Origin of the sequence: Rhodanobacter glycinis (assembly GCF_900114325.1) — a bacterium.
Lineage (GTDB): Bacteria > Pseudomonadota > Gammaproteobacteria > Xanthomonadales > Rhodanobacteraceae > Rhodanobacter_A > Rhodanobacter_A glycinis.
On record NZ_FOSR01000001.1, the window covers coordinates 273,063 to 285,714 of the forward strand.

Consider the following 12,652-nt stretch of genomic DNA (forward strand, 5'->3'; position numbering starts at 1 on the left):
CGCGAGGTACGGCTGCGTGTACTCATTTGACCACGCGAATGACTCGAAAATTCCGTACGGCGTGACGAAAGCGCTGCAGGAATTCAGGTGGCGGCTCGACATGGGCGTAACGAAGCTCAAGATAGCAGTCCATCAACTGTTGCAATTCAACCCGTCGTGCCGGCAGGGCGCGGGCGGCGCGACTGAGATAATGCCGCGGACCCTCGCCGTGTCGCCGCACGACACCGCAGCGCGCCAGCTTTCGTTCCAGCGCGCGCAGGGCTGCACGGGCTGGATCGGCTTCACCACGGCGCCACAAGGCCCATACCAGGCCCAGTGCGCCGGACAGCACGCAACTGATCGCCAGCAGCAGGCCCAGCAGCGCCGGATCGGCCTTGCGGATGCCGAAGGGCGTCAACAGGCCGCGCTGACGCAGTGTATCGAACCCTATAACGCCTTCGTTCCACCAGTGGTTGACGATGTCCCAGTGGTTGCGCAGGGATTGCAGCCAACCCGTCTGGGTCCATGGTAACTGGTCGCCGGCGGCCGCTGCAGCGCCAAGATCGACGCGTTGCGGGCGCACGGCAGCGGTGGGGTCGATGCGCACCCAGCCGCGCCCGGCCAGCCACACCTCGCTCCACGCATGCGCATCGGAGTTGCGCACCAGCAGATAGTGCCCGGCATCGCTCCAGTAGCCACCCTGATAGCCGGTGACCACTCGTGCAGGAATGCCGGCGGCGCGCATCAGCACGGTGAATGCGGACGAATAGTGCTCGCAGAAACCCTCGCGGGTGTCGAACAGGAAGTCATCCATGGCGTTGCGCCCCAGCGGTGCCGGCGCCAGCGTGTAGCGGAAGCCGCCGTCATGGAACAGTGACAGCGCCGCCTGCACGATGGCCGCGTCGTCGCTGCCGTAACGCTGGCGCCACGCCTGCCCCAGCGCCAGGGTGCGCGGGTTGAATCCATCGGGCAATTGCAGCCAGCGCTGGTGATGCGCCCCCAGTTGCGGCTCCAGGTGGTAACGCGTGGCCGAGGTGCCGCTGTAGCTCAAGGGGTCGTTCACCGGCTTGTCGGCCATGACCACGTGGTCGCGGCGCATATGGGCGCCCGCCGGTACGTCGACCGGCACGTCCAGCGTGGGCAGCACGCGCTGGTGGCTGGGTTCCAGGCTGATTCGGTAGTGGATGCTGCGTGCGACCTCGATCGTGGCGGGGTGCTGATTGGCGACGTCGTGGTATTGCCAACTGGTGCCGTCGTAGTAAGCCATCACGTAGGCACGGAAGTAGCGCAGGTCCGGCGGTGGCGGCGGCCCGTCGAAGCTCACCCGCATCGCCGGACGGTCATCGGTCAGCAATTGGGTGAAGCCGGCTGGGGTCATCCGGTCGCTGAGGCCGGTGCGCTCTTCGTGCGCATTGGGGGCACCCCATAACGGTGAGCTCAGGCGGGGTACGAACACGAAGGCGAGCAGGGCCAGTGGCAGGGCAACGCCGAGCAGGCCCAGTCCGGGCAGCAGTTCGCGCGGCAGGCCGCGTGATCGCGGCTGTGCCGGCTCCAGTACGCGCAAGGTGGCCAGCGCCGGCAGCAGGCCGAGCACGACGACGGCAGTGACGACCATGCCCTGGTCGAACAGCAGCGCCGTCATCAGGGCGAAACAGGCAAAGCCGACGCCGACGCGGGCATCACGCTGGCGCTCGCTCTCCAGCATCTTCAATACCAGCAGGCCGACCGCTAGCGCCGTACCAGGCGCACGTCCGAACAGGCTGCCGTAATACACGATGATGGCCAGCGCCAACGCGCCCAGCAGCGGCAGCTTGAGCCAGACCGGCACGCGTCCGGGATGCTGATGCCGCTGCCACCAGCGCCACGCGAGTACCGGCGCCAGCACTGCGCTGAGCCACCACGGCAGGTGCGGTGCGTGCAGCGCGAGTACGACGGCGACGGTCAAGCAGAGCAGGCCGAAGGCGCGCGCATCGAGCGGTATTTCCGCGTGCTTGGCGAGGTGGCTCATGGCAAGCGCGCCAGCGCGTTCATGCAGCGCTCGTAGTGCGACGGACCGCTGCCGGTTTCGATGGGCTCGTCCGGCAGCCACAGGCTGTAGCGGCGTCCCTGGGCCTGTGCTTCGCCCAGCCAGCGGGCCAGCCGCGCAATGCGACGTTCGTGGTCCATGCGACCGAGCTGGCGCCAGTCCAGTTGCCAATCGCGACGCGTTTCCGGCTCCTCGAAATCTTTCACCAGCAAGTCGTGATGTCGGGCACTGGCTTTCCAGGCGACATGGCGGATCGGGTCGCCGCGGCGGTAGTCGCGCAAGCTGGCCGGGTCATCGCCGTGGTGCAGGCGCTGCCGCTGTTCGTCCTCGGCATGGCCACCGGGCGGCGGCCCCTCGGCTTCCGGGCGTGGCCACACCAGCACGGCTTGTTCCGGGTGCAGCCAGCTCCATGCGCGGAACAGGCCCAGTGGCCAGGTCGTCCATACGCGCAGGCGGGGCAGCGTTTGCCAGCCGCGATGTTCGGTGGCCAGTGACACGGTGACGTCGGTCTCGCCGCGGGTGGCATCCACGGCGAATGCGGCTCCCGTGTCGCCCGCATCCAATCGCACGGCGCAACGTGTTCGGTGCGAGGTGAAACCGAAGCTGACATCGATCGGCTGTCCGGCGACTGCGTGACCGGCGCGAATGTTTTGCAAGCGCAGGCCATCCAGTGTGCGGAACGCCACCAGCATACTGGCGGCACTGGCTGCGCCAAGCAGACAGGTCAGCAGCAGCGCGGCATTGTTCGAATAATTCAGCGCACCGACCAGCATCACCAGCAGCAGCACGGTGAAGCCGAGGCCGAAGGAGGTGGGCACGATATAGATGCGCCGTCGATGCAGTTCGATCGGCAGCGGTTCGGGTCGTCGGTAGCGGGTCAGCGCAGGCAGTCGGCGCTCGGCCCACTGCTGCACGCGGCGCAAGGTGGCGGGCATCAGTCGACGGCGACTTCGGCCAGCAGGGTGCGCGCGAGGGTATCGCCGCTGGCACCGCGGGCAGGTACCAGTCGATGCGCGGCCAGCGGGACGAACAGGGCCTGGATGTCTTCCGGCAACACATGCGAGCGGCTGCTGAGCAAGGCCCACGCCCGGGACGCCGCGAGCAGGGCGAGGCCGGCGCGAGGCGACAGGCCGGTGCGAATGTCCGCATGCCGACGACTGGCCGTGAGCAGCGCCTGCAAGTAGTCGAGCAGCGCGCTGCTCACGGTGATGCCTTGCGACTGACGGTTCAGCGCAATGAGTGCGGCATCGTCCAGCTGTGGCGTCATGCGGGAGAGCAGGTCATGCCGATCGTCACCATTCAGCAGCGCGCGTTCGGCGGCCGCGTCCGGATAGTCCAGCGACAGGCGCAGCATGAAGCGGTCGAGTTGCGAGTCGGGCAGCGGGAAAGTGCCGGCAAGGTCCAGCGGGTTCTGCGTGGCGACCACGAAGAACGGCCGCGGCAACGTGTGGGTCTGGCCATCCACGGTCACCTGGTTTTCCGCCATCGCCTCGAGCAACGCGCTCTGCGTCTTGGGCGTGGCACGGTTGATCTCGTCGGCCAGCAACAGGCCGCTGAAGATCGGGCCGGGATGGAAGCGAAACTCGCCCGTCTCGCGCTCGTACACGCTGACCCCGATAATGTCCGAAGGCAGCAGGTCGCTGGTGAACTGCACGCGCTGGAATTCCAGCGCGAAGCTGGCCGCCAGCGCGCGGGCCAGCGTGGTCTTGCCCACGCCGGGCACGTCTTCCAGCAGCAGGTGGCCGCCGGCGATCAGGCCGGCAAACGCCAGTTTCACCTGACGCGGCTTGCCCAGCAGCACCTGGTTGACCTGGGCCAGTGCGCTTTCTAGGCGTTGATGCAGGATTTCATCGCGAAGCGGAGTGATGGCGGACATGGTTTTTTCGATAGCGGTGCGAATGGCGCGGCCGGCGGCCCATGCCTGACCAGGCCAGTGTAACGGCGGCCCTTGCGCGCTGGCGAGCGACCTTCGTCACGGCATTCGTGGTGTTGCTGGCGATCAAGCTGGTGATTGCATGCACGCTCGCGCCCTTCGGCGACGAGGCGTTCTACTGGCAGGAAAGCCGGCATCTTGCGTGGGGCTACAGCGACCTGCCGCCGCTGACGGCATGGCTGATCCGGCTGGGTGAGGACGTGGCCGGGCATGGACTGTTCGGCATGCGCTGGCCGTTCCTGTTGATCGGCAGCAGCTTGCCGTGGCTGGTGGTGGCGTTTGCCAGGCGGTGCTTCGGCGCATCGGCAATGGCATGGCAAGCCGGCCTGTGGTGCCTGGTGTTGCCATTGGCGGTAAGCCTGGGCGTGCTGGCGTTGCCGGATGTGCCGTTGACGGTGGCCATCATGCTGGCGTTGCTGGCGTTGGTGCGCGCGATGGACGAGAACCGGATGCGCGACTGGCTGCTGCTGGGCGTGGCACTGGCGCTGGCTTGGCTGACCCATTACCGCGCCGCGATGCCGATGCTGGCGGGCCTGTTGCTTTGCATATTCAGTCCGCGCGGGCGCAAGCAATGGCGACGCGGCGGTTTCTGGCTGGCGCTGGCGGTGGCGACCCTGGGCCTGCTGCCCTTGTTGATATCCAACTGGCAAGAGGATGGGGCCGGGTTGGCGTTTCAGCTGATCCAGCGCAACCCATGGCGTTTCCACGCCGATGCGCTGGTGCAGCCGCTGGAACAGGCGTTGGCCTGCACGCCACTGTTGTATGCCATGTTGCTGTGGACGGCATGGCGCTGCTGGTGTCGACGCGGCGAGGGCGGGCCGTGGGATGTGCTGGCGTGGACCTCGCTTACCTTCATCGTGGTGTATTTCGTCGCCGGCTTGTTCGCCGACGACCTGCACTTTCGCGCGCACTGGCCGCTGCCCGGCTACCTGCCGCTGCTGGCCGCGCTACCGGTGCTGTGGCGTCCGCTGGCCGTGCGGCGTGGTTGGCGGATCGTTGCCCGAGTGGCTTTCGCGCTAGCGGCGTTGGGTCAATTGACCGGGCTGGCCTATCTGGGCGTGGCCGCGTGGCCGGGGGCTGCGCGTATGTTGGCCGGGGTAAAGGCGTTTCCGTGGAACTTCGTGGGCTGGCGTGAAAGTGGCGCCGTGGCACGCGAACTGTTGCGCGCGCAACCGTCCGGCAGCGTGCTGGTAGCCGACAACTTCATGTTGGCCGCGGAGCTGGATTTCCAGCTCGATGGCCGCGCCCCGGTCTATGTGCTGGACAGCCCGCTCAACACCTTCCATGGCCGCGCACCGCAGTTGACCGTGTGGCATCGCGATGGGGCCGCCTTGCGGGCGGAGCATGCCGGTGCGCCGATGCTGCTGGCGGTGGGCGAGGATGCCTTGCGCGTGCACGACCGCACGGGTTGGCTGGGCGGGCTGTGTTCCCGGATCGATGATCCCAGGCCATTGCGACGGCTGGATCTTTACGACGGCCGCAAGCGCGTGGCGTTCTATGCGGGGCGGGTGCCATCGCATGCACCGGCGCCCGTGCCGGCAACACAGGCGCAACGCGATGCCTGTCCGATCTGGCTGCAGGCGCATGCAGCAATCACCAGCACGTTGTAGGCCGGGTCAGGGCAGGGCGAGGCCGGCTTCGCGCAGCAGGCGGGCCAGCGCGATCAGCGGCAGGCCGATCAGGGCGGTGGGATCGTCGTTGTCGATGCGTTCGAACAGGCTGATGCCGAGACCTTCGCACTTGAAGCTGCCGGCGCAGTCCAGCGGTTGTTCGCGTTCGATGTAGCGGGTGATCGCGTCGGCCTCGAGCGGGCGGAAGCGCACGCGGGTGTGGTCGACATGGGTGCGCTTGCGGCCATCGCGGGTATCGAGCAGGCACACGGCGGTATGGAACTGCACGGTACGGCCGGAACAGGCGGTCAGCTGTGCATGGGCGCGTTCGGCGGAGCCGGGTTTGTCCAGCACCGTGCCATCGAACTCGGCCACTTGGTCGGAACCGATCACCAACGCACCGGGCAGGCCATTCGCCGCCGCTTCGGCCTTGGCGATGGCCAGGCGCAGCGCACGTTCGGCAGGAGTCTCCCCGGGCAGCGGGGTTTCATCGGTGCCGGGGGCACGCTGTTCGAAATCCGGCAGCAACCGGCGCAGCAGTTCGGCGCGGTAGCGCGAGGTGGACCCCAGGACAACCCGCGGGATGCTCATGCTTCCGGCTCGCGGCGAATATGCTCGCGCATGGCGCTATCCAGCTCGCGCTGGGCCTGGCCAAGGGCCTGCAGCAAGGGGCGCAGGCGCTCGCGGGCATCGCTCATCGAGCGCGCGGCCTCGTCCAGCTCGGCCTGGCTGGCGCGCGGGGCGCGGTCGCGTATCCACAGGCGCTGTTGCAGCAAGGAACGCAGGCCGGCCTCGATGGCATGGGCGGCTTCCTGTTCGCTGGCGGCGGGCAGGTCGGGGTTGAGCGACATCACGGCATGGGCCTGCTGCAGTTCGGCGCGGCAGGTCTTCAGGTCGCTTTCCAGGTGGTCGGCCAGTTCCAGCAGATAGCGCATGCTGGCGCTACGGCGGGACAGCCGGCGGCGCAACAGCAGGCTGGCCACCACGGCGATGGCCAGCAGTACGAACAGGGCGACCACGCCGATTGTCAGGTAGGCATCCACGAGAATCCGGGGGAAGTCGGCGGAAGAACAGTCTGACGCATGCCGCCATTTCAGGCAAAATGGAACGGTTCGCATGGTCCGAGCCCCTGTACTGGTTGACTTCGGACGGGGTCAAACATACTATTTCGCGATTATGTCCGTGACACTGCCAGAGTCCGTGGACGCTTGGCGCATGGTCTCGGCGCGGCGTTCGTTCGAAGGATCGTTGCCCGTTGGCGCCCTTGCCCGCTTGTGCGAGGTGTTGGCGTCGAGCGAGGGAACGGCGAGTTTCGAGCTGGATTTCGGCCGGGACGAGTTCGACACGGCTTACCTCGATGTGCGTGCCCAGGCACCGCTGACGCTGGTTTGCCAGCGTACGCTGGAGCCGTTCGTGCTGCCGGTGGTGGTGAATACCCGGCTCGGCCTGATTCGGCGCGAGTCGGAGGAAGCCGGCCTGCCGCCGGGTTGCGAGCCGCTGCTGGTTTCCGGCGATGGCAAGCTGAACCTGGCGGACGTGATCGAGGATGAAATGCTGTTGGCGTTGCCGCTGGTTCCGGTCAATCCGGACAGCACGCTACCCGACGAAGTAACCGGTTCCGCACACGACGATGCGTCGGCCGCGGAGCGTGACGACAACCCGTTCGCGGCATTGCGCGAACTCAAGAACCACTGATTTACCCGGAGAACTACCATGGCCGTTGCCAAGAGCCGCCGTACCCCGTCCACCCGCGGCATGCGCCGTGCCCACGACAAGCTGAAGACCGTGCAGCTGTCGACCGATCCGACCAGCGGCGAAGTGCATCTGCGCCACCACGTCACGGCTGACGGTTACTACCGTGGCAAGAAGGTGATCGAGACCGCCGTCGCGGTTGCCGACGAGGATTGATCGGCCGCGTGCCGGCATCCGTTCAGCGAGCGGCGCGGTAACGCGCCGCTTTGCGTTTGCGGGGCCTTTGCACGTAGCCTTTGGCGCCTCACGCGCGCACTTCGCTTTCGTCGGGCGTCCGTGCGCTGTTTCCGATTTCCGCTGATGGACAGGTGAATGGCCTCGATCTACTCCCGAATCATCGCTACCGGCAGTGCGCTGCCCGAGCGCGTGGTGACCAACGCCGATCTGGAAAAGATCGTGGACACCAGCGATGAATGGATTCGTTCACGCACCGGCATCGGCCAGCGTCATATCGCCGCTGATGGCGAGACCACCGGCGACCTGGCTTTCCTGGCCGCGCAGCGTGCACTGGAGGCGGCGGGGGTCAAGGCGTCCGAGCTCGATCTGATAGTGCTGGGCACCACCACGCCCGACATCATCTTTCCGTCCACTGCCTGCCTGGTGCAGCACCGCCTGGGCGCGAATGGCTGCGCAGCGTTTGACGTCAATGCCGCCTGTTCGGGTTTCGTCTACGCCCTGGGCGTGGCCGACAAGTTCATCAAGAGCGGACAGACCAAAAAGGCGCTGGTGATCGGTGCCGAGACGCTGACCCGCATGGTCGACTGGACCGAGCGCGAGACGTGCGTGCTGTTCGGCGATGGCGCGGGCGCCGTGGTGCTGGAAGCCTCCAGTGAACCGGGCATCCATGCCACCTGCCTGCATGCCGACGGCGGCTTCAAGGAGCTGCTGTACAACCCGGTAGGCGTGTCCGTCGGTTTCAAGGATGAGCCCAATCATGGCGTGCGTATCCGCATGTCCGGCCGCGAAGTGTTCAAGGTGGCGGTGAAGACGCTCGACGCACTGGTTGACGAGACCCTGAAGGCCGCGGGCATGGACGAGTCGCAGCTGGACTGGCTGATCCCGCACCAGGCCAACCTGCGCATCATCGAAGCGACCGCCAAGCGGTTGCACATGTCGATGGACCAGGTGATCGTGACCGTCGACAAGCATGCCAATACCTCGTCCGGCTCGGTGCCGCTGGCGCTGGATTACGCGGTGCGTTCGGGCAAGGTGCAGCGTGGCCAGAACCTGCTGCTGGAAGCGTTTGGCGGCGGTTTCACCTGGGCTTCGGCACTGCTGCGCTACTGAGTCGGTCGTCAGTCCGGATGCAGATGATGCCGCCCGCGAGGCGGCATCATGCGTTTCGTGGTGCGAATACGGCTGCGCATGCGCGCCGATGCTGGCACCATTGCGGTTTCAGTCGACGGTGATCTGCTGCCATGAGTCCAGTTTCTGCTTCGCTAGCTTTCGTGTTTCCGGGCCAGGGCTCGCAGTCGGTCGGCATGCTGGCCGAACTGGCGAGCGCGCATGGTGAGGTGAAGGCCGCGTTCGACGAGGCGTCGCAAGGTGCTGGTGTCGACCTGTGGCAGATCAGTCAGCAGGGACCGGAAGCGCAGCTCAACAGCACCGAAAATACCCAGCCGGCCTTGCTGGCCGCCAGCGTGGCAGTGTGGCGCGTGTGGCAGAAGCAGGGCGGCGCCCAGCCGGCATGCCTGTCCGGCCACAGTCTGGGCGAGTACAGCGCACTGGTTTGCGCAGGTGCCTTGTCGCTGCATGAGGCGGCGGCGCTGGTGGCCGAGCGTGGCCGCTTGATGCAGTCGGCGGTGCCGGCCGGTGTTGGCGCGATGGCGGCCATCATCGGTGGCGACGACGCGCAGATCGCAGCGGTGTGCGAAGAGGTGGCGCAGGGCCAGGTGGTGGCGCCGGCCAATTACAATTCGCCGGGTCAGCTGGTGATCGCGGGCAATGCCGAAGCCGTGGATCGCGCACTGGCGAAACTGGCCGAGCTTGGCGTGAAGAAAGCGGTGAAGCTGGCCGTGTCGGTCCCTTCGCACTGCGCCTTGATGCGCGAAGCGGCGGATCGCCTGGGCGAGCGCATGGCTTCGATCGATTGGCAGTCGCCGGCGATTCCGGTGGTGCAGAACGCCGAGGCGAAGGCCTATGACAGCCTCGACGACATTCGTGGCGCCTTGCAGCGCCAGCTGTACCTGCCGGTACGCTGGACCGAGTGCGTGCAGGTGCTGGCTGCCGGTGGTGCCACGCAAGTGGCCGAGTGCGGCCCCGGCAAGGTGTTGTCCGGCTTGATCAAGCGCATCGACAAGAGCGTACAGTCGCGCGCCATTGGTGCGCCTGCCGAGATGGATGCCGCGTTGGCCGAATGGCGTTGAGCGGGCACGCGTTACGCTTTTCAACAGCCGTTTCCTGACCCTTTTTCCAATTCATTCCCGCAAGGAATCCGATTGATGAGCAACACACTGCAAGGTGAAGTCGTCCTGGTCACCGGCGCCAGCCGCGGCATCGGCGCGGCGATTGCCGACACCCTGGCCACCCAGGGCGCGACCGTGATCGGCACGGCCACCAGTGACGCCGGCGCCGCCGCGATCGGCGAGCGCCTGGCTGCGCACGGCGGCCATGGCCGCGTGCTGAACGTGACCGACGGTGCCGCCGTCGAGGCGCTGATCGGCGATATCGCCAAGGAGTTCGGCGCGGTCTCGATCCTGGTCAACAATGCCGGCATTACCCGCGACCAACTGTTGATGCGCATGAAGGACGAGGACTGGCAGGCGATCATCGACACCAACCTCACCTCGGTCTACCGCACGTCCAAGGCGGTGATGCGCGGCATGATGAAGGCGAAGAAGGGGCGCATCATCTCGATCGCCTCGGTGATCGGCCTGACCGGCAATCCGGGGCAGGCCAATTACGCGGCGGCGAAGGCGGGCATCATCGCTTTCTCCAAGTCGCTGGCGCGCGAGATCGGCAGCCGCGGCATTACCGTCAACGTGGTGGCGCCCGGTTTCATCGATACCGACATGACCCGTGCGTTGCCGGAAGAGTCGAAGCAGGCGTTGCTGGGGCAAATCGCCCTGGGGCGGCTGGGCGAGGCCTCGGACATTGCGCAGGCGGTGGCGTTTCTTGCATCGCCCGCCGCGGCCTACATCACCGGCGAGACGTTGCACGTCAATGGCGGCATGTACATGCCCTGAGGCATTCACGTTTCCTGCACGAAGCGTGTCGATCCGGCTTCGTGAGCCAGTTCTAGGAGCGTGGGCGGCAGAAATCTTCCGGGCTGCAAAAGCGTCTGCGTGGTCCATATTCCCGTCGCTTCTTGGCCCATAGAACCACTATGGGCCGGCGAATCGCCGAAAATCTGTCCTCACGCAGCCACTTTTTCGCCTCGAAAGTTTCTACCGTCCACGCTCCTAGGTTCCGGTTCCATTCGGAAGCGTATTCAAACAGTTGTCGCCAGCGGCTTCGTTTTAGGCGACAATTGATCCTTCGCGTCGACCGTGGGGTCGGCGCCGTACCATTGCCGGCGGCAGGTACGTGGCGACTTCACGGTTTAGCCACTACAATCCGCCGGTCTTTGCCGGCCGAGGCCGGCGCTGAATCAAGCAAATTCCCCGTGGGAGGTTTGGCAACATGAGCACCATCGAAGAGCGTGTCAAGAAAATCGTCGTCGAGCAGTTGGGCGTGAAAGAGGATGAAGTCACGACGAATGCGTCGTTCGTGGATGATCTGGGCGCCGATTCGCTGGACACGGTCGAACTGGTGATGGCCCTCGAGGAAGAGTTCGAGACCGAGATTCCGGACGAGGAAGCCGAGAAGATCACCACCGTGCAGCAGGCCGTCGATTACATCAAGGCCCACACCAAGGACTGATCGACATGTGGCGGCCAACGGCGCAGGCCGTGCCGTCGCTCACGTGGCGATATCGGAAGCTGCGCCGAACGGGCGCAGTTTTCGTTTCTGCAATCTGCAACGTCCGATCCCGTATGGTGTGCTGGTTCGGCGGGCACCCGAGAATGAGGGAAAGCGACGGCGGGCCGTCCGAATCCCCGGAGCACGAAGGAACTTTCATCCATGAGCAAACGACGTGTGGTAGTGACCGGCATGGGCATCGTCTCGCCGGTCGGCAACGACATCGCCACCGCCTGGAAGAACGTCGTCGAGGGTCACAGCGGCATTGGCCCTGTCACCAACTTCGACGTCAGCGCCTATGCCACCCGCATTGCGGGCGAAGTCCGTGATTTCGATCCTGTCGACGCCTATTTCGTCGGCACCGATACGCCGGATGACGAGCGGCGCGCCATCGCGAAGGATTTCAAGCGGATGGATCCGTTCATTCACTACGGCATCGTTGCCGGCACGCATGCGTTCCGGCAGTCGGGGCTGGTGGTCACGGACGCGAATGCCGGCCGCATCGGCATCGCTGCAGGTGCCGGTATCGGCGGCCTGCACACCATCGAGTCCACGGCGCTGGAACTGGCCGAGAAGGGCCCGCGCAAGGTGTCGCCGTTCTACGTGCCCAGCTCGATCATCAACATGGTCGCCGGCAACCTGTCGATCTATCACGGCCTGAAGGGGCCGAACATCGCACTGGTCTCGGCCTGCACCACGGCCGCGCACAACATTGGCATGGCGATGCGCCTGATCCAGTACGGCGATGCCGACGCGATGATTGCCGGCGGCGCCGAGTTCGCTACCACGCCGACGGCGATGGCGGGCTTCTGCTCGGCCAAGGCGATGTCCACGCGCAATGATGATCCGACGCACGCCAGTCGTCCGTGGGATGTCGGTCGCGACGGCTTCCTGCTGTCGAACGGCGCGGGCATGCTGATGCTCGAGGAATACGAGTTTGCCAAGGCCCGTGGCGCCCACATCCTGGGCGAGCTGATCGGTTTCGGCATGAGCGGCGACGCGTATCACATCACCGCGCCCAGCGGCGATGGCGCCGAACTGGCCATGCGCAACGCGCTGCACGATGCGCAACTGCAGCCGTCCGACGTGCAGTACGTCAATGCACACGGTACATCCACGCCGGTGGGTGACCTGGGCGAAGCGAAGGCGATTCGCAATGTCTTCGGCGAGCACGCCACGAAGAAGGGGCAGTTCGCGGTCAGCTCCACCAAGTCGGTTACCGGGCATCTGCTTGGCGCGGCCGGCGGCGTGGAGGCGATCTTCTCGCTGATGGCGCTGCGCGATGGCGTGATGCCGCCAACGATGAATCTTGTCGACGTCGATCCGGAAGTCGCTGCGCTCGGCATGGACCTGGTGCCGAACAAGGCGGAAAAGGCCGACCTCAACGTCGTCATGTCGAACTCGTTCGGCTTCGGTGGCACCAACGGCACGCTCGTCTTCCGTCGCGTCTGA

Annotated in this window: 13 protein-coding genes; 8 read left to right on the forward strand and 5 right to left on the reverse strand. The window is 66.0% G+C overall.

Going from position 1 to position 12,652, the window contains the following annotated elements; translation table 11 throughout:
- Positions 1-22: 22 nt before the first annotated feature.
- The 3 genes from BMY90_RS01285 to BMY90_RS01295 are packed head-to-tail and all read right to left on the reverse strand — an operon-like array spanning position 23 to position 3,881.
- Entirely contained in the window at positions 23-1,987 is a 1,965-nt protein-coding gene (locus BMY90_RS01285) for a transglutaminase TgpA family protein (protein WP_092700643.1), read from the reverse strand.
- A complete protein-coding gene (locus BMY90_RS01290) occupies positions 1,984-2,940 on the reverse strand; it encodes a DUF58 domain-containing protein (RefSeq protein WP_092700646.1) in 957 nt (318 codons plus the stop codon). Before BMY90_RS01290 ends, BMY90_RS01285 begins: the two co-directional genes overlap by 4 nt.
- On the reverse strand, positions 2,940-3,881 hold the full coding sequence (locus BMY90_RS01295) for an AAA family ATPase (protein WP_092700649.1): 942 nt from the start codon (positions 3,879-3,881) through the stop codon (positions 2,940-2,942). The genes BMY90_RS01290 and BMY90_RS01295 overlap by 1 nt, the downstream gene beginning before the upstream one ends.
- Positions 3,882-3,922: 41 nt before the next feature.
- On the opposite strand from BMY90_RS01295, the gene BMY90_RS01300 reads away from it, so the two are divergent.
- Entirely contained in the window at positions 3,923-5,548 is a 1,626-nt protein-coding gene (locus tag BMY90_RS01300) for an ArnT family glycosyltransferase (RefSeq protein WP_092700651.1), read from the forward strand.
- A 6-nt stretch (positions 5,549-5,554) separates the two neighbouring features.
- On the opposite strand, the gene BMY90_RS01305 is transcribed toward BMY90_RS01300, so the two are convergent.
- Together BMY90_RS01305 and BMY90_RS01310 are read right to left on the reverse strand one after the other, a co-directional pair.
- Entirely contained in the window at positions 5,555-6,139 is a 585-nt protein-coding gene (locus tag BMY90_RS01305; protein WP_092700653.1) for a Maf family protein, read from the reverse strand.
- The gene (locus tag BMY90_RS01310) at positions 6,136-6,591 is read right to left on the reverse strand and encodes a hypothetical protein (protein ID WP_008212765.1); all 456 of its coding nucleotides are present in this window, start codon (positions 6,589-6,591) and stop codon (positions 6,136-6,138) included. Before BMY90_RS01310 ends, BMY90_RS01305 begins: the two co-directional genes overlap by 4 nt.
- 172 nt (positions 6,592-6,763) lie before the next feature.
- On the opposite strand from BMY90_RS01310, the gene BMY90_RS01315 reads away from it, so the two are divergent.
- From BMY90_RS01315 to fabF, 7 genes are all read left to right on the forward strand, one after another.
- Positions 6,764-7,243, forward strand: a complete 480-nt coding sequence (locus BMY90_RS01315; RefSeq protein WP_008212762.1) for a YceD family protein — start codon at positions 6,764-6,766, stop codon at positions 7,241-7,243.
- A gap of 18 nt (positions 7,244-7,261) precedes the next feature.
- The gene (gene rpmF / locus BMY90_RS01320) at positions 7,262-7,456 is read left to right on the forward strand and encodes a 50S ribosomal protein L32 (protein ID WP_008212760.1); all 195 of its coding nucleotides are present in this window, start codon (positions 7,262-7,264) and stop codon (positions 7,454-7,456) included.
- A 156-nt stretch (positions 7,457-7,612) separates the two neighbouring features.
- Complete coding sequence (locus tag BMY90_RS01325; protein WP_008212758.1) at positions 7,613-8,587, forward strand: beta-ketoacyl-ACP synthase III; 975 nt, start codon at positions 7,613-7,615, stop codon at positions 8,585-8,587.
- Between the two features lie 131 nt (positions 8,588-8,718).
- Positions 8,719-9,666 (forward strand): ACP S-malonyltransferase, encoded by a 948-nt coding sequence (gene fabD, locus BMY90_RS01330; protein WP_092700655.1) that lies wholly within the window; start codon positions 8,719-8,721, stop codon positions 9,664-9,666.
- Positions 9,667-9,741: 75 nt separating this feature from the next.
- Positions 9,742-10,485, forward strand: a complete 744-nt coding sequence (fabG, locus tag BMY90_RS01335; RefSeq protein ID WP_092700657.1) for a 3-oxoacyl-ACP reductase FabG — start codon at positions 9,742-9,744, stop codon at positions 10,483-10,485.
- A 436-nt stretch (positions 10,486-10,921) separates the two neighbouring features.
- On the forward strand, positions 10,922-11,161 hold the full coding sequence (gene acpP, locus BMY90_RS01340; RefSeq protein ID WP_008217083.1) for an acyl carrier protein: 240 nt from the start codon (positions 10,922-10,924) through the stop codon (positions 11,159-11,161).
- Between the two features lie 201 nt (positions 11,162-11,362).
- Complete coding sequence (gene fabF, locus BMY90_RS01345; RefSeq protein WP_092700660.1) at positions 11,363-12,652, forward strand: beta-ketoacyl-ACP synthase II; 1,290 nt, start codon at positions 11,363-11,365, stop codon at positions 12,650-12,652.